This is a genomic window from Arthrobacter sp. NPDC055138 (assembly GCF_053607305.1).
In genome coordinates, this window is the sequence record NZ_JBSGTH010000005.1 from 371,145 (window position 1) to 388,476 (window position 17,332).

General features: G+C 63.3%; 14 protein-coding genes. 6 read left to right on the forward strand and 8 right to left on the reverse strand.

Annotated elements, in window-relative coordinates:
- Window positions 1–98: 98 nt before the first annotated feature.
- Window positions 99–1,160 (forward strand): cytochrome bc1 complex Rieske iron-sulfur subunit, encoded by a 1,062-nt coding sequence (gene qcrA, locus ACWF5H_RS14795; RefSeq protein WP_452037729.1) that lies wholly within the window; start codon window positions 99–101, stop codon window positions 1,158–1,160.
- Window positions 1,161–1,381: 221 nt separating this feature from the next.
- Here the strand turns inward: qcrA and ACWF5H_RS14800 are convergent, their stop codons facing one another.
- Window positions 1,382–3,256, reverse strand: coding sequence for a Na+/H+ antiporter (locus tag ACWF5H_RS14800; RefSeq protein WP_452037731.1), 1,875 nt, complete (start codon window positions 3,254–3,256; stop codon window positions 1,382–1,384).
- A 79-nt stretch (window positions 3,257–3,335) separates the two neighbouring features.
- Between ACWF5H_RS14800 and ACWF5H_RS14805 the strand changes: the two genes are divergently transcribed.
- The 3 genes from ACWF5H_RS14805 to ACWF5H_RS14815 are packed head-to-tail and all read left to right on the forward strand — an operon-like array spanning window position 3,336 to window position 5,368.
- Window positions 3,336–4,028, forward strand: coding sequence for a histidine phosphatase family protein (locus ACWF5H_RS14805; RefSeq protein WP_452037733.1), 693 nt, complete (start codon window positions 3,336–3,338; stop codon window positions 4,026–4,028).
- A 24-nt stretch (window positions 4,029–4,052) separates the two neighbouring features.
- Window positions 4,053–4,601 (forward strand): DUF3090 domain-containing protein, encoded by a 549-nt coding sequence (locus ACWF5H_RS14810; RefSeq protein WP_452037735.1) that lies wholly within the window; start codon window positions 4,053–4,055, stop codon window positions 4,599–4,601.
- Window positions 4,601–5,368 (forward strand): SCO1664 family protein, encoded by a 768-nt coding sequence (locus ACWF5H_RS14815; RefSeq protein ID WP_452037737.1) that lies wholly within the window; start codon window positions 4,601–4,603, stop codon window positions 5,366–5,368. The genes ACWF5H_RS14810 and ACWF5H_RS14815 overlap by 1 nt, the downstream gene beginning before the upstream one ends.
- Before the next feature lie 60 nt (window positions 5,369–5,428).
- Here ACWF5H_RS14815 and ACWF5H_RS14820 read toward each other — a convergent pair whose 3' ends face one another.
- The 7 genes from ACWF5H_RS14820 to ACWF5H_RS14850 all read right to left on the reverse strand — a co-directional run bounded on the left by ACWF5H_RS14820 (window position 5,429) and on the right by ACWF5H_RS14850 (window position 14,172).
- Entirely contained in the window at window positions 5,429–5,977 is a 549-nt protein-coding gene (locus ACWF5H_RS14820; protein ID WP_452037739.1) for a GNAT family N-acetyltransferase, read from the reverse strand.
- A 153-nt stretch (window positions 5,978–6,130) separates the two neighbouring features.
- Complete coding sequence (locus ACWF5H_RS14825) at window positions 6,131–7,027, reverse strand: DNA/RNA non-specific endonuclease (protein ID WP_452037740.1); 897 nt, start codon at window positions 7,025–7,027, stop codon at window positions 6,131–6,133.
- A 390-nt stretch (window positions 7,028–7,417) separates the two neighbouring features.
- Window positions 7,418–8,104, reverse strand: coding sequence for a Type 1 glutamine amidotransferase-like domain-containing protein (locus ACWF5H_RS14830; protein ID WP_452037742.1), 687 nt, complete (start codon window positions 8,102–8,104; stop codon window positions 7,418–7,420).
- 261 nt (window positions 8,105–8,365) lie between these two features.
- Window positions 8,366–9,739: a DUF7793 family protein gene (locus ACWF5H_RS14835; protein WP_452037744.1), complete on the reverse strand. Its 1,374-nt coding sequence runs from the start codon at window positions 9,737–9,739 to the stop codon at window positions 8,366–8,368.
- Between the two features lie 804 nt (window positions 9,740–10,543).
- A complete protein-coding gene (locus ACWF5H_RS14840) occupies window positions 10,544–11,590 on the reverse strand; it encodes a helix-turn-helix domain-containing protein (RefSeq protein ID WP_452037788.1) in 1,047 nt (348 codons plus the stop codon).
- Between the two features lie 294 nt (window positions 11,591–11,884).
- Window positions 11,885–12,811 (reverse strand): carbon-nitrogen hydrolase family protein, encoded by a 927-nt coding sequence (locus ACWF5H_RS14845; RefSeq protein WP_452037745.1) that lies wholly within the window; start codon window positions 12,809–12,811, stop codon window positions 11,885–11,887.
- A gap of 38 nt (window positions 12,812–12,849) precedes the next feature.
- Entirely contained in the window at window positions 12,850–14,172 is a 1,323-nt protein-coding gene (locus ACWF5H_RS14850) for an MFS transporter (RefSeq protein WP_452037747.1), read from the reverse strand.
- Between the two features lie 76 nt (window positions 14,173–14,248).
- Between ACWF5H_RS14850 and ACWF5H_RS14855 the strand changes: the two genes are divergently transcribed.
- Window positions 14,249–15,226 carry a LysR substrate-binding domain-containing protein gene (locus ACWF5H_RS14855; protein WP_452037749.1) on the forward strand — a complete coding sequence of 326 codons (978 nt, stop codon included), beginning with the start codon at window positions 14,249–14,251 and terminating at the stop codon, window positions 15,224–15,226.
- Between the two features lie 748 nt (window positions 15,227–15,974).
- Window positions 15,975–16,646, forward strand: coding sequence for a hypothetical protein (locus ACWF5H_RS14860; protein ID WP_452037750.1), 672 nt, complete (start codon window positions 15,975–15,977; stop codon window positions 16,644–16,646).
- Window positions 16,647–17,332: the final 686 nt, after the last annotated feature.

Sequence of the window (17,332 nt, forward strand, 5' to 3'; positions counted from 1 at the left end):
GTCTTCCATCCGGCGGCTCACGTAGGGTCTCCGGGAAAACCGTTGAAATAACGCAGACGCACTCTTAAAGTCGTTCATGGGGAAGGATGAGAGGGATCATGGGCGACCAGAGTCAAGGCGACCCGAACACCCCGGTTACGGCTGCTACCGCTGGCCAGGGCCAAGTAGAAAAGTTCCAGGATCCTGGACTACCTCCCCACCGCCCGCGCCGTGCAGATAAGGATCCCGGGGCCGAAAAGCGGGCCGAGCGGCAGGTTGCAATTCTCTTCGTCATTTCCGTGATCGGTACCCTGCTGTTCTTCGTCGGCTACTTTGCCATCCCATTGGGTGAATCCACCTCGATTTCCACGCTGCGCGTGCAGAACCTGCTGCTCGGCATGGGCATCGCCTTCGCGATGCTCGGCATCGGCGTCGGCATCGTGCACTGGGCGAAGACCCTGATGCCGGACCATGAGGTGGCCGAGGAGCGCCACGAGGTCCGCACCGAAGAGGACCGCCGGGACGCGGAGCAGATTATCGGCCAGGTCGTTGACGAGTCTGGCATCAAGCGCCGGCCGTTGATCCGCAACACCCTCATCGGTGCCGGGCTCCTGGCCATCCTGCCGGCCATCGGCATTTTCCGGGACTTGTCCAAGAACCTCGACCCGAAGGTCCTGGGACAGACCCTGTGGAGGGAGGGGACGCGCCTGGCACGGGACCCCGAGGGCACGCCGATCAAGGCCTCGGACGTGACCTTCGGCGCTATCTTTCATGTCATCCCCGAAGGCCTGAATGAACTGTCCGAAGGCAAGCTCGTCGAAAAAGCCAAGTCAGTGGTCCTGCTCGTCCGTCTGAACCCGGCGGATCTGCATCCCAGTCCCGGCCGGGAGGACTGGGCCTACAACGGCATCGTTGCCTATTCGAAGATCTGCACGCACGTCGGCTGCCCGGTGGCCCTGTACGAGCAGCACACCCACCATCTGCTCTGCCCTTGCCACCAGTCCACCTTCGACGTGACGCAGCAATGCAAGGTGATTTTTGGCCCGGCATTCCGACCGCTGCCGCAACTGCCGATCACCGTGAACAGCGAGGGCTACCTGATCGCCCGGAGCGACTTCCATGAACCAGTCGGCCCGAGCTTCTGGGAACGTGCTCTCCTGGTTAAGGAATCCGGCCGCTAGATCTTCCTGGACGCTCCTTCATGTTCCGCGAAGTGGCCGCTCGCAGCGTGGTCCCATCCTGAGCTTGTGATGCAGTGGCCCGGGTTGCCTCTGGATGCGCGGCGTTCAGGCGAGCCGGCACGCCGAAGGAGGGGTCGGCGTCGTGCGGCAAGAGCCAGTATGCGAGTGGGGTGTCTCGGGCTGCATGAAGACTACTACTAGGCGAACACCGGGGGCGTGCCTCAGCCCAGGACTTCGTCCACATAGCACCAGCGCCAGGACTCACCCGGTTCGACGCTGCGCATGACTGCGTGTCCCGTGGTGCTGTAGTGCCGGGCCGCGTGCAGGCCGGGGGAAGAATCGCAGCACCCGACGTTGCCGCATTCCAGGCACAGGCGCAAGTGGACCGGAGTGGTTCCTTCGGTGTGGCAGTCGCGGCACTGCGGGTCGACCGGAACCGGCCGGTCCGGTGCCTGGCCGAGGTGCCCGCAGCCGGCCGCCACCTCCTGCGGTACGGCCAAGAATGCCCCGTGCCGGGTGCCGCAGTCGCCGATCGCGGCGTCGAGCATCGATTCTTCGACATCCAACCGCTCCAGCACCTCATCCACTACCTCGGCAGGGTAGGCACCCGTTCCGCGAAGTTCCAAGACTTTGGCCCGTTCGGCGTCCAGCATGGCCACCCGCAGCTGCGCATAGCGGTGGCTGGGTGTGCGGATTTCGGTTTCCGGCCGGCCCAGCCGCTCCCAAGCAGCCAAGCTGCGCTCCTGGGTTCGGCGCTGCAGCATGGCCAGGACTTCCGGCGGATCCTCAGGCACAGTGGCCGTGCGCAACCTTTCCAGCCCTGCTGCCACCGTCTGCTGGAGCATCGAGGCCTGGGTCAGCGCGTCCTGCCCGGGGTCCGGACCATGCAGTCCCAGCCTGCGTACCAGCCAGGGCAGGCTAAATCCCTGCAACACCAAGGTTCCGCCCACTACGGTCAGGGCGGCGAGGACGAGAACCTGGCGGTGGGGTATGTCCTGCGGCAGGACCAGGGCCGCTGCCAGGGTCACCACGCCGCGCATCCCGGCCCACGAGACAACGGCGGGCACCTGCCAGCCCGGAGCCGCTTCCGATCGCCTGATCCGCGGGACCATGCGCGGGAGGTACATGGCGGGAAATACCCAGACCGGGCGCAGGACCAGTACTGCCAGGAGCACCACCGCGCAGGTCCACCAGGCGCGTCCGATGCCGAGCGGATCAGCATTCGCGGCATCGATGATCGACCGGACCTGCAGCCCGATCAGCAGGAAAACGGCATTTTCCAACAAGAACTGCACGGTGGCCCAGTTGCTGCGCTGGCTCAACCGGGATGCACCGCCGGGCATGGCGGGACTTCTGGTGCCGATGATCAGTCCGGCGACGACGACCGCGAGAACACCGGAGGCATGGATTTTCTCGGCCGGGATGAACGCCACGAAGGGAGCGGCCAGCGACATTGAGGTATTGATGGCCACATTGCGGACCCTCCTGCGGATCTGCAGCAGCAACCAAGCAGCAGCCGCTCCGGCCGCTGCTCCGCCGGCCACCGCGAGCAGGAACTCCAATCCGACCTGCAGCAGGGTGAAGCTGCCTGCTATCGCGGCGATCGAGGCCCGGAGTAGGACCAGCGCTGTTGCATCGTTGACGAGCGACTCGCCCTCAAGGATGTTCACGATCCGCCGCGGCATGCCCACCCGCCGGGCGATGGACGTGGCGGCTACGGCGTCGGGTGGCGCGACCACGGCGCCGAGGGCAAACGCGGCCGGCAGCGGGACATCGGGCAACAGCCACCACACCACCAGTCCGATGGTGACGGTACCGAAGATCACGTAACCCACCGAGAGCAGTCCGATCGACCGCTTGTTGGCCTGGAACTCCACCACCGAGGTGCGCAGTGCCGCCGCATAGAGCAGCGGCGGCAGGATCCCGATCAGGACGATCTCCGGGATCAGTACCACCGGTGGAATGAAGGGCAGATAGGAACCCACAACGCCGGCCAGCACCAGCAGGAGCGGGACGGAGACTTTCCACCGGCGGCCGAGCGCGCTGACCGCGCAAACCACCACCACCAGGGCCAGCAGACTGACGGCGAAGTCCATGAACCTATTCTGTCAGCTTGTTCGACGCGCGACCCTCTGCGGTTCGCACCGCCATCGAGCAGGTGGCTAGGCTGGGTGGATGGCGACAGTCCTTCTCGTGCGGCACGGCCGCACCACAGCCAACGCCACTGGACTGCTCGCAGGTCGGGCCGCCGGCGTCTGCCTGGACCAGATCGGGCGCGACCAGGCGGCCCTGACCGGAGACCGGCTCTCTGCCGTGCCCTTAGTCGGGGTGGTGTCGAGCCCTCTGGAGCGTTGTCGGGAGACTGCCCAGTTCATCCTCGCTCGCCAGGCCGGCTCGCCAGACGCGCCGATCGATCTCGATCTCACCGAGTGCGACTACGGCGAGTGGCAGGGCCGCACGATCAGTGATCTCGCGACCGAGGATTTGTGGCCGATTGTGCAGTCGCAACCGTCCGCCGTCGTCTTTCCCGGCGGTGAATCCTTGGCCTCGATGCAGGCCCGGTCGGTGGCAGCGATTCGACGCCACGATGCAGCCTTCGAGACGGAGTACGGGCCAGGGGCCGTGTGGGTGGCGGTGAGTCACGGCGACATCATCAAATCAATCCTCGCCGACGCGCTTGGCATGCACCTTGACCTGTTCCAACGTATCAACGTGGGCCCAGGGTCCGTATCGATCGTGAGCTACGGCGTTAGTCGGCCAAGCGTCTACGCGACCAATACCGACGCCGGTGATCTGTCGTGGCTGTCGGGCGGCATCCGCTCTGCCGATGCGCCGGTGGGCGGCGGTGCAGGGCAGCAGGCGCCCTGAACCTCATGCGCCTAAAATACTGACATGCCTACACGTGTTCACGAGTTTTCTTGGCCTGATCGGGTCGTCGTTGGCACCATTGGCCTTCCGGGGGCGCGTACGTTCTATCTCCAGGTGCGTGCGGGGATGCAGATCGTGAGCATTGCCCTGGAGAAGCAGCAGTCGGCTCTGCTCGCGGAGAAGATCGACGAAATTCTCGACCAGCTCAATACCCTCGAGGGCAACCCCTTCAGCATTCCCACTAGCACTCCGATTGAACTTGTCGACAATGACCAGCTCGAGGCAGTTCAGGAGCAGTTTCGCACCGGCTCCATGAGCTTGGGTTGGGACCCGACGACGGCGCAGGTCGTGATCGAGGCCTACGCCATCCCCGATGTCGATGCCGACGACGAATCGCTTGATGAGGACGGGGCTGACGCGGCCGAGATGCTGCTGGTACGAATGCCGGTCGGCACCGCCCGCGCTTTCGCGAAGCGCACCCGTGAGGTCGTCGACGCCGGTCGCCCCACCTGCCCGCTCTGCGGTTATCCCATAGACGCCGACGGGCACATCTGCACCCTTCCCGAGGCCTGATGGCAGCGCTGGACCTGGTGACCGCCGAGCTGACGCTCACCGGCCGCATTACGACGGCTTCAAACGCAACATTTCTGGGCAGCATCGGCGACGTGGTGGTCATCTATAAGCCCATAGCAGGCGAAAGACCGCTGTGGGATTTTCCCCACGAAACCCTGGCTCACCGGGAGGTGGCAGCCTACCTCGTCTCGCAGGCCTTCGGCTGGGACGTCGTGCCGCACACGTGGCTGCGCGATGGTCCGTTGGGCGAAGGAATGGTGCAGCTCTGGCAGGAGCAAGACCCCGCCCAAAGCGCCGTGGACCTGGTCGCGGCGGACCAGGTGCCGGAGACGGGCTGGAAACACGTTCTCGAGGGTCGAGATGAGAACGGACAGATGGTCGCCCTCGTTCACGAAGACTCGCCGGCGCTCAGACGCATGGCGGTGTTCGACATCATCGTCAACAACGCCGACCGCAAAGGCGACCACATTCTTGCCATGACGGACGGACACCGGCACGGCGTCGACCATGGTCTGACCTTCCACCGCGACCACAAGCTGCGCACGGTGCTGTGGGGATGGCTGGGAGATGCTCTAACCGCTGAGGAACGCGACGGCATAGACCGTGTCAGTGAAGGACTGCAGGGCGGGTTGGGCAGAAAACTGGCAGACTTGCTCAGCGCCGAAGAAATCGCATCGCTCGCCGTGCGCTGCGCCCGGTTGCGCGTGGCAGGCCGGTTCCCGGCTCCGAGCGGTGAGATGTCTGCGGTGCCCTGGCCGCTGTTCTAATTCCGAAAGAGACGGGGCGTGAAATCAAGCGTCTTAGGCATTTTGCAGTGGCCAGCGAGCTCAGCCCGCCCAGTCGCGCCTCAGCAAGCCATACACCCAGGAGTCAGACACGTCGCCATTGACGATGCAGTCCTCGCGCAATGTCCCCTCGCGTATGAAGCCGAGCTTCTCAAGTACACGAGCCGAGGCCACGTTGCGCGTATCAGTCGCGGCCTGAACCCGGTTGAGATCAAGACTGTCGAAGGCCCAATGCAGCAGGACGCGCGCTGCCTCCGTCGCGTAACCGCGGCCCCAAGCCGCCTCCTTGAGGCAGTACCCGAAGGAGGCGCTGCGGAAGTCGGGATTCCACCCGTTGAAGGTGCACCAGCCTACGAAAGCGCCGTCAGACTTGCACGTGATAGCCACACGTGCTCCGCTGCCTTCGTCCGCCATCTGTCGGCATCCGTTCATGAAGCGCGCGATCTGCGATCGGTCGGTCCACGGCGGGCTGTCCCAATAGCGCAGTACCCCGGCGTTGCTCTGCAACGCGAAGAGGTCGTCGGCGTCGGCATCGGTGAACGGGCGCAGCAGCAGGCGCTCGGCGTGCAATGTCGGCGTCGGCAGAGACATGCCCGCCACTCTGCCACACGTCCCGGGAGATCCGAAACGGAGCCTGGACGAGCAGGAGGTTAGTACTCAGGACAGAGAGCGCCCTTGTACCGAGGGGGGGACTTGTCCGGAGTCAGCGGGTCGGCAGTGAAACACGACAGAAACAGCCCCGGTCTAGTCCTCCAGGTCGAAGTCCAGGTCGAGGTCTTCGACGGCATTCAGTTTCCGCCACGTGGACCCGACGGGCGCAGTGCCGAGGGTCGCGGCAATCGGCATCCGGTCCACGGCTACCAGCTGGTCCAGGTCCAGGCCGGTCAGCTCGGCGATGTCCCTGATGGGTGCTTGGAACGTCCGGAACGGGCCCAGCGGAGGGACGTCGTCGACGGCCCCTGGCCGCGGGACGTCGGGCAGTTCGCCCAGCTCAGGCGTCTGGTCCACCACGTATCCGACGGCCGCCAGCTCTCCCTGGTGGATGAACACGGCGACTTTGAAGAAGCGCAACGGGATCTCCACACCCCGATACACGGGATCTTGGGCGCTGAAAATCGGCCCGGTGAAGACAACGATCCTGTCGCGGTACTCGGCGGCATGCTGCTGCAGGTAAGACTCCAAGCCCAGCCACAGCTCGAGGCCCTGGTTGAACTTAGCCGCCTGAGGTGCGGCGTTGGTGTAGTGGAAGGTGTCTTCGTTGGCCAGCTTCGCCTCGGCGACCGTGTCGCCCCAGACCGCCGAGGCCCGGCGGACCAGGTGGCCGCGGTCGATGTCGTTCCGGGCGTAGACCCGCTCACCCGTCTGCAGATCGGAGGACAGTCGGGGATCCAGCCGCCAGGGGATCCCGGCCCGGTTCAGGTCCATGAGCTTGCTGCCGTCCATACCCAATCCTGTAACGGCGGCCAGACGCTTATCCGGGCGCATCAGAACCGCGAAGTGCGTGTAGGGCAACAGGACCGTCTCCACGCCGGGCAGGGCGGGCATCGGCACTGGCTGGCCCAGGAAGTTCTCATCGAAGCCTGCACGGCCGGCAAGGTCTCTGGCGGTGAGCGGAGGGGCTACGAGCAGTTCGTCATCCATGACGGGACACTACCAGCGCACCCGGCACCTTAGGATGAACGACGAACAAAACGCTGAAGCCGATCGGGTCAGGTAGAAGCAACATTCAGACCTGCGCGGCGGGAACATGTCACCGGATTACCCGACGGATTCGAGGCCGCCGCCGTCCATATGGAGTGCCACAAAGCCCGCTCACAACGATGGGCGGCGCCAAGCCTGTTGCCGCCGATGACGTCGTGCCCGGGTCACAGGTTCAGCTTCGCCATGGATAGCCGACTGCCTCGCGCAGCCCAGGCCGAGAGCTGCAGACTGAGGTTCGGCCCAACTGCCCGACTAGTCATCGCGCCGGTTAATCCAAAGTGCTCCGCCACAAAATGGTGTCGACCCTGAACTGGTCCGACCGCGCAAGGATCACGCAGCGAAAAGCTTCCAGGTCCCCTCGGAGATGACGTCGACCGTTCCATCCTCGACACGGAGCGCGGTGTCGTCATCGATTGCGTAGACGGGGACCGGGATCCGACCCGCCCAGTGTCCGATGTTCTCGAGGGTTGTATCGGGCACGTCCGGGTTCCCGAGGTGCGGGTACAGCGTCACGTCGACGTGCCCGAGCGCGCGCTCGGCATCCCGTCCCATATCGCTGTCCGCGGGGACTAACTCCCGATCGAATTCGGCATCGCAGTTGTACGGAGTGACGGCGATGCTCCCCGCGCTCACCCCAACGTACACGGAGTCCTTGAGCGTCAACAGGAGGTCCGCGAGACCTGATTCACGCATCCAATGAACCAGGTAGAGCACGTCCCCGCCCCACACGAGAAGGGCGTCAGTCTCCTGCACCTCCGGCACCCACGCCTCGTCGCGGAGGGTCGGAAGCGCTGTGAGCTCGAGGACGCCCAGGGACTTCCACCCGAGCCCCGCCAATGGACTCGATGCGGCACCGGTGATCGCATCGCGGGCCATGACGCCTCCGCCGGGAAAGGGGTACATGCCGGTCACGATGATTAGCGCGCGGGCCTCGGCGATGGGCTTGCCGAGCATGTCGATTAGCGCATGCTCGATGCTCGGATTGCTGATCCCGCCCGACGTCAGGAGGTACTTCACGAGTGCTCCGATCTCTGCCGCTGCTGTGCCAGCACGTAGTAGGAGGATCTTAGCCGAGCGACTTCGCCCGACCAGGCCGGCTGCTACCCAGACAGCTGTCGACGCATGCGCATGCTCGCTAGGCGATCACGTTCCGTAGCCGAATGACGTCCGATGGGAACTGGTGTCTACCGCTTCCGATGTGGAGTGGTTCCGGATGGGTCCACATGCTACATCCTTCATCGAGCAGGCCGCCGCGTGGACTCAGGCACAGCCTATGGATTACCCCCTATGCTCGCCATCCGCTACGGGCCCGTGCAGATACCGCAGAAACCGGGAAGTTGAAGTCACAGCACGAAGAAGGGCTTCGGGACTATCGTTTTTCCCTTCTTGGATGTATTCGCAGAGGAGCCCGGTTGCTTCGGGATGCTTCAGGATGAAATCAATGATCCCGGTGCCTTCCTCAACGATGCTGTAGCGAGCGTCATAGATATCCGTGTACTCGCGGTAACAACCAGCCAGTCCGTGATTGTCCCCGGCAGTCACGAGGACCCGGGCCAGTGAAACCCCAACACTGATCATGTTCCTTTGCGAGCCGATACCGAGCCGTGCTGCCCAGGGAGAATGAACGAGACCGCTCACCAGGCTGATGGCGTCCCGGACTTCCTGTCGGACATTATGGCCTGCACTGTCGCGGTCAGTCAGGCGGGCGGCTGTGATCTTTCCCGGGTTCAGTCGGGCGCGTCGAATGCCGCTGCTGACAACGCTGGCGCGGGCGTAAAAGTATGTGTTGTGTGCTGTGGAAATCCAAAGAGCGAGCTTGGCTGGCGAGCGACGGTAGTGCCGGTACATATGGCTGGCGATCAAGCAGCGTTCGGCAGCGCCGCATCGGCCGAGTAGATCCGCGAAGCCGGCAACTCCGGCCGCATCCAGCACATCGGTAACTGCAAGCGCCATGGAGAAGGCCCTATGCCGGGTCTTGCCCCGGAAAGCGCTCGTCATGAGATCCATTGTTTCCGCTGTGACGTTGATGGGCCGGTCCAAATCCATGTCATCGACGCCGAGCGGTCTAGCAGGCGAGGGCCGAGCAACGGATTTTGGCTCTACAGCGGGCGCCAGCAAACCGGCGATCGCTTTGCTGACCCGAGACCTGCTCGTGGGCGCAGGATGGTCAGTGCCCACATTCGGGGCTGATTCAGGTTGTCCTTGAATCCCATTGCGGGCACCCACATCGCCACTGGGGTGCCCGTCTGCGAGCCATTCCAGAGCCTCCGAGTCGAGGGTGAAATATGAAGCCGGGAAGGACGGCTCGTGGATAGCTCGGAAGAACTGCACGATTGTTTGCTCAACCGGTGAGGTTCCGACCAGCGCCATGCGGGTAGTGGGAAGCGTTTTGGCAAATTGATTCAACGCCGCGGAGCTGGCATAACGCATTCCGTGCATATCCACCAGTAGCGGCTTTCGCTCGCCTCCGCTCATCTCCTCGATGCGAGAAATTGTCGCCATTGCATCTTGCTCTCCGATTGCTGCATCCAATGGCCAGCGAACTAGAACGACGCCGCTTGGCAGCATTTTGAGCTCGGGTTGACAGAGCCGGCCCGACCCGGACGACGGCCGAATGTATTCATTATTATCTGATTTGATTGCTGAACTCATGCCTTGCGAAATATCTCGGTCGAACTGGTAAAAGCACTTTTGTGGCCGTGCGCAACTCCCGTTTTCAAGTAGCCATCGGCCTTAGCTCGCAACGAGGAATTCTGACGCGCATAGTGAGCCCGGAGTGGCCACGAAGCCGACCGCGGCTAACTATCCCCTCGTGAAATAGAGGAAAAGACTTTACGGTAGGCCAGTCATTTCCCATGGGTCGACGGCCCGGCCCTCGGCAAAGGAAGAAGCTGGCGCTGGTCGGCCGGCGACGGGCGGGGAACACTCAACCGGCAGGAATTTGGGGGAATCTGCCCGAGGTGATGACCGTCGCCGACCTCGATCAATTTTACGGACTTCCTATCCGACCCAATAGGAGCAGCCCGTTCAATTCGTGCAGACTTGCACTCCGAAATACCCATTGCGTGCACAACGCGCAGCGCGGACCACAAAGCACCGGTGGCATGTGCGCCGCAGGACCTCTTCCGGCACAACAAAGCGCTGACTCGAGCAACTGGTCTGAAGAAGGCCGCAAAGCGGTCCCAGCATTCTGGAGGCCCGAATTACGGGACGCGGGCTGCGAAAAAATTGTGGAAGCATCTACAGGTCTGCCAAGGCGTTGGCGCTTCCTTGTGGCATGTCCAGGCCGCACGCGGCAGCAGAGCGCGCCGGGCCGGTGCCCTGCTGCGCCTCCGGAGGCGGTGGCCCGTTGCTCTGCCCAGGAGCCACAGGGATTTCTGCCTATCCCGGTCCACCACCACACCTGGGCCGCTACCGCCTGCGGCTGAACGGATCACCGATGCGGTTTTGGGCTCCTTAGAATCCGACCAGTTTTCTTAGCGCAGAGGTTGCGGAGCGCAGCCCTTCAGGGCTGGACTGCACGTCCCTCTGGGAGATTCCGGTGGTCGCCTTGATGGCCCGCTGCATCGCCGGGACGCTGGCAAATCCGCTAGCCTCAGCTATCCACGTGAGAGAGAGCTTCCGCGGGTTTGGACCGGCGAGGAGTTCGAGGGCGTCCAGCGTTCTGAGCGCTCGAATGTAGCCGTTTACCGAAAGCCCCTCGCCTTCGAAAAGGTAGTAGAGGGCGCGGCGTGAAAGATGCGAGTACTCCGCAACCGCGTCCACGTCCAATACTGGATTGCTGGAGTTCTTCCGCATGAATTTCCTGATCGCCAGGATGCGGGCTTGCCTGAGGTCTGCGTCGTCAGCGGGACAATCGAGCAGCGAGCCGATCAAGGCCGCCATGACGGACCGGATGACAGGCTGGAGGCGATCCACTTCCTGATCGAGTCCCGGCCGCTGCCAGCCTGACAGCGTTGGAAGGATAAGCGCCCGAACCAGGGGGTGTGCACTGATGTCGGTCAACGCCTGCAATCGTTGCACTGACTTTTCGTCCAGGCCGAGCAGGCCGCGGTCTACGTTTATCTGCACCGACCCGAGTCCGGCTGGTGCGTGGAAGCTGCCGTTAGAAGAAAGATCAAGAAACCTTACCGCCCCTGGCAAGACCGCTTCTGACCGCCCCGAGAAGGTGAAGTCAGCGCACGCGGTCTTGAAATGCACCAACCGGATTTCCCCGGGGGGCGCATTTCCGCCCCAGTAGCCGGCGACCGGCTCATTCGCGAGTTCAACGAGACTGAACCCCGAGCCGCTCAGGCTTACCGCGGTCGGATTAAAACTCGGAGGCACAGCGCCTTGGGTTCTCTCCAGACGCATGGGTATATCCACGGCAGAGCCGTACCACGTGCGCCAATGCTCAAATTTCTCTTCCGGGCTTAGCCCATCCGGAACGCGATAGCGTCTGAGGCGCCCGCGTCGCTGCAGCCCTGAATCCGAGCGGACAGCTTCGGCGCTGGCAGGAAGCATGAAGTTCACTACACCTTCCGTTGAACAAAACCCGACCCCAACATAATCGCATCCGTGCGCGCATGACGACCCAGGGGACCTGAGGCCTCCACACGCGGACTGGCCGTGTTCCCACCCACCATTCCATCCCCAGCCGGGACACTGGTTCGGTCTCAGGCCTGACCCGGCAGGTGCGCCCTGTCCAAAGTTGGTCGGACCTGACAAGCATTGGATTATATTGCCCTGCGCATGGACTCCGAACCGCAAGGATTCCACCCGTTGGGCGGGTGGAATCCTTGCGCGAGGCGTCGGTGATCAGTTGATGTTGGATGTGAATTCGACGGAGCTCATGGGTTGGGTGTTGACGGCGAGCCGGAAGATGTCCGGCCGGGAGTAGTTGCCAGTGACATCCATGTCCAGATGGGCGCGGGTTTTAAGGTCAGCGTCGATGTCTGCGTAGAGGATGGTTTCCTCGTCGTAGGCCGGTCCGGCGAGGATGTTCCCAAGCGGGTCGACGATCATGCTGCCTCCGCGCATGACTCTTTCCGGTGCCTCGAATTCGAACACGTAGTCCTCGGGGTACGCGCTCTTCGTGATCGTCTGGCATGCGGAGAGAACGTGCACCCTGCCTTCAAGGGCGATGTGCACCATGGAGCTGGGCCAGGCTGGTCGATCATCGGCCGTGGGTGCGCAGTAGATCTCTACGCCCTTGGCATACATTGTCTGGCGGAACAGTGGCATGTAGTTTTCCCAGCAGATGACGGTTCCCAGCTGTCCGGCGGGGCTATCGACCACATCGAAGGTTGAACCGTCCCCGAAGCCCCAAACGAGGCGCTCCACCGATGTTGGCATCAGTTTCCGGTGCTTTCCGACCAGCCCCTTCTGCGGGTCGATCATCAGCGCCGTGCAGTAGAGGGTGTTCGCAAGTCGCTCAATCACGCCGATGACGACGAAGACGCCATGTTCCTTGGCTGCCGCTTCCAGCTGGGACACTTCGTCGCCGTCGAGTGTGATGGCGGCCCGGCTGTAGCGTTCGAAAAGTCTCCGGCCCGCCTCGGTACGGTTGCCAATAACGCTGCCGAACGAGGACCCCTTGGGATAGCCCCCGATAAAGGCTTCGGGGAAAACTGCCAGTTCGGCGCCGGACTGTCCGCACTCGGCGATGAGGGAAACCGCCTTGGCCGTCGCGGCGGCGGGATCGAAGGGGACGGACCCTGCCTGTACCACTGCTGCTTTCGTCATTTGTTCTTTTCTCCTGTACTTAGGTGTCTTGTGGGGGGCTATCCGCGGCTAATGTCGTTGCTTTTCGTCTCGGGCAGCATGACCCACAGGACGATCAGCGAGGCCAGCGAGACCCCGACGAGGTAGAAGGCCGGTGAAACGGGGTTACCGGTGGAAGCCATCAGACCGGCTGCGACCAGAGGGCCCGGTCCTGCCAGCAGGGCAAAAGCAACGTTGTAGCCCAACGCCGAACCCGTGGAACGGATCGATGCCGGGAAGACCTCCACCAGAAGCACGACGTTCATGACGGCGCTCATGGCCACCAGCAGGCCGAGCACGGTCAGGCTGATCAGGACGGTCGCGAACGAGCCGGTATTCATGCCGAGGAAAACGGGAATGCCGAACAGGGTGAGGCCCGTCGCGGCGGCCAGTACGATTGGGCGGCGCCCAATGCGGTCGCTCAAGGCCCCGAACAGGGGGTTCGCTATGACGTAGACGACCAGGGCGATCCCGCAGGCCAGGAGGGCTTCGACCCTCGGCATCCCGACGACGTTCGAAAGGTGGTTGTTGGCGTAGGTGATGAAATAGTAGAGGCTCACACCGAACAGGGCAGAGAAGGCCATGGTCAGTACGAATGCCCGGGCTTTGACCTTTCCGGCAACCCGTTGGACCTGGTTATCCTCCCGCCGGCGGGCTAGTTCCTCGTAGACGGGGGTGTCTTCGAGCTTCTGCCGGATGAAGACCGCGACCGCCGCCATGACGAGCGAAGCAACGAACGGGATCCGCCACCCCCAAGACGCAACTTGCTCCGGCGGCAGGGCTGCGTTAATGAGCGTGGCCACGAGTGTTCCGACGAGGAAGGCCGCTCCCGCGGTTGCGGTAACCAGGCTGGCATGCAGCCCGCGTTTCTGCGGAGGGGCGCTCTCGCCCAGGTATGCAGCAGCGGTCGACCATTCCCCACCGACCATCATGCCCTGCACACAGCGCAGGATAACGATGATGACCGGGGCAGCGACACCGATCATCGCGTAGGAAGGCGTCAGCCCGATCAGCGCAGTCGTAATGCCCATGCCGAGCACGGTAATCACCAGGACCGCCTTCCGCCCTGCTCGGTCCCCGACGGGCCCGAGCAGCAGCGCGCCCAGCGGACGGGCAACGAATCCGACGGCAAAGACTGCAAACGATGCAAGCATCTCGGTAACGGGATTTCCGCTGGGGAAGAACTGTGCTCCGATCACGGCCACGAAATATCCATAGATCGCGAAATCGAACCACTCCATGAAATTGCCAATACCGACGGCGACCTGCCGCTTGCGGATGTTGACACGCGAGGCGGACCCGGCCGAGGGCTGGGCGACCGACGTCTGAGGCGGATTGGACATCTGTGCTCCTTGTCTCAAAAAACAACTTGCACAAGTTCACACTCCCGCGGTATCTCTTGTACAACTAATAGTGAGGATGGGTATCATTAGCACGGTTGATTTGAGGAAGGTGGATCTGAACCTGCTGGTCGTCTTCCATACGCTCATGCAGGAACGGCATGTTACACGGGCAGCGGCAAAGCTGCACCTGACGCAAGGGGCGGTAAGCGCGGCATTGGGTAGGCTCCGGAGCCTGTTTGGCGACGAGCTGTTCGAGCGCACCCGTGAAGGCATGACGCCGACTCCGAAGGCCTTGGCCATGGCAACCAAGATCGGGCAGGCGCTGGCTGCCATCGACAGCCTCGTCGCCGAATCGGAGAAATTCGACCCGGCCACGGCAAGCCGTACATTCCACCTCGCCATGTCGGACGACCTCGAAGCGGTACTGCTTCCTGCGATTCTGCAGGAAGTCGAAGACCACGGCTGGAACGTGCGGTTTTCGTTCCATCAAACCAATACGAGCATGTGGCAGCAGGCGCTCGACGACCCAAGAACGGATCTCGTCCTGTGCGCCAGCCCCCCGCAGGTGCCGGCGGCCTATCGTCAGAGTGTCCTCTTCGCCTCGAGCTATTCGTGCCTCTACGACGGTTCCAGGCCGGGTTTCTCCACTCCCCTGACCCTCAAAGAGTACGTCGGATCCGGCCACCTGCGCGTTTCCTACAACGCCCAGCGGGGCTTCGTCGACGAACTGCTCGAGTCGCAGGGCTACACAAGGAAGGCCACGGCCTCCGTCAGCCACTTCGCCGGAACGATCAACGCCCTCCGCGCGTCCGAAATCATCGCCACCATACCCAGCTACACGGCTTCCGCCTATGCCGCTTCCGCCGGACTCACAGCCTGCGAACCGCCCATACCTGTCCCCCGCTTCACAATTTCCTTGCTCTGGAGAGTCCACCGTGAAGCCGATCCGGAACTCATGTGGCTGCGCAGACTGGTCGAGAGATGCGCAGTCCCGTACGGGACCGTTCAGCCTCGGAGCCCCCTGGCGAACGATATGGACTCCGGGCAGGGATAGCCTGAGAACTATGCAGTGCATGGGTCGACGCGAGGAAAAGACGAGGCCCCTGCCGGATGGGGAACCGGCAGGGGCGCTCGACCGCCTCGGGTCGCGCCTGCGGCGCAAACCAGTGCGGACTTCCTGCCGGTGTGGGGGGTCACAGGCAGTGTGTGCGCCGCATGAAGTGGCGGCTTTAATCCACTCAACACCCTCACCTCGCCACCTGTACAACGAATACTGCGTATAGCTGCCATCAATGGCCTTAATAAGTAAGTACAGGTGGGTCCTGCCTTGTTCGGGCGGCTCACACTCTTTCCCATGCGGCAGGAACAGAGCGGAGGATGACCCTGTTCCTGCCCGCGAATACCACCCGAAGAAGTCAAAGCGGGATGGGCCATAGGCTGCAGATGTGTGTCGACCCGCAAGGATCCTGGCAGGACGACACCGGCAAGGAATTGAACCTCCGAGGGCGACTCTCGATCCTCATCGATTGATATTCGACGATGGCTAGGTGATACTCGCTTCATGCAGAGGATGCCCCAGCCCTGCCGATTCTCCGGATAGCCCGCCGCGATGAAGCCGATCCATGTCGGCCTCGTGGCCGACCCGGCGTCGCCCACCGAGGTCGGGCGCCGGCTGACCGGCCTCCGCCCGCGGGGCGGGGACCGCAACGCGTGGAACATTGAGGTCGTAAGCGAGCCATTCACCACGGGCTCCGAGGACGTTGATACCGCGTTTGCACGGCTCCGCGCTCGGCGGGCTCCGAATGCACTCGCGCGCGCGTCGTGCGGTGCGCACGCTCGTCAGCGACATGGCCGATCGTGCCTCGCAGGACGAGCACCGTGTTCCCCTCCCGCGCCTCAGTGGCCGCTGGCGGTTGCTCTTGGGCATGGTGCTCGCCAACCGTCCGTGGCTTCTAGTGCCTGGGCTGAAGTCCGCGCTCGTGGCTGCACTGGCAACCGGGGCTGTCGCCACGATCAACTCTACGGTTTGGCTACTGGCCGGCTCCCTGTCGTGGTGGCGCCTCGTAGTCGCGACGATCGCCTCCATCGCGCTCGTCGTCGGCTGGCTCATCATCGACGGTGAACTGTGGGACCGCCCCGACGAAGACTCCGCCGAGGCCAAGGAAAGGTCTCGCCTCTACAACACGTCGACGCTGCTCACCCTGACCATAGGGGTGCTCATCTGCTATCTGGCGCTCTACGTCGTGAACCTGGTCTGGGCGCTGTTTATCCTCGACCCCGCTGTCATGGGCGGCTACCTCCAAGTATCGCTCGGATACGGCGACCTGTTCGTACTGAGCTGGTTCGTCGCGTCCGCGGCGACCGTTGGCGGCGCCCTTGGCAGCGGCTTGGAGTCGGACGAAGCGATCCGCGCGGCCGCGTACTCCAAGCGCGAGGAGGAGCGCCGCAGCCGGCTTGCACGGGAACGGAGCTAGCTGGCTGGACCCCATCCGGGCCCGCGCTTGGGCCCTGGGCCCCGAGGAAGCCCCACAGACGGCCGGTGCGTTCAGGAGGCCGACGGTGGTCCTGCGTAACCCGGAGGCCGGCAGGAGCCCCTTGCTGAGTCCGCAAACCATTCCAGTTTCATGGGTGGCCGGGCGGGGCGTCTATGGTGCCTTGCAGCCGCTGGCACCAAGCAGCGTGCCCCAGACCCGGCAGTATCCGCGCCACCCCCCACCGGCGGCAAACTTGAACGAATTCGGCTCTACTTCCCGTTCCTCAACACGCCGAGTCGCCAGTACTCCCGCCCGGACCACCACCGCCGTGCCCGTGGCCCTTGCAAGACCACCGTCGTAAACAGGGCCTGCCATACAGCACCGTCTGCGGACATTTTTCGAACTCCCCCTCGACATCTCATCCAAAGCAGGCTTAGCATGAAGGCTCGAGCAGTTCCATTATTGCGAAAAGACGGACCAGCAGGGATCTCCCGGATAGTCCGCCGTCTGAAAAACAGGACTTCCCAGCCCATTCGGCGGGAATTTACAGACCCTCATTCAAATCCACACTTCCCCCCCACACTGAGTTAATTACGGCATTTCTGTGCCATCCGTGGTGCCTTTCCGTAGTCGGCCTGAAACATTCTGAGACTTAAGTGCGCCCCCCCCCCCCCCGAAAGTACAGG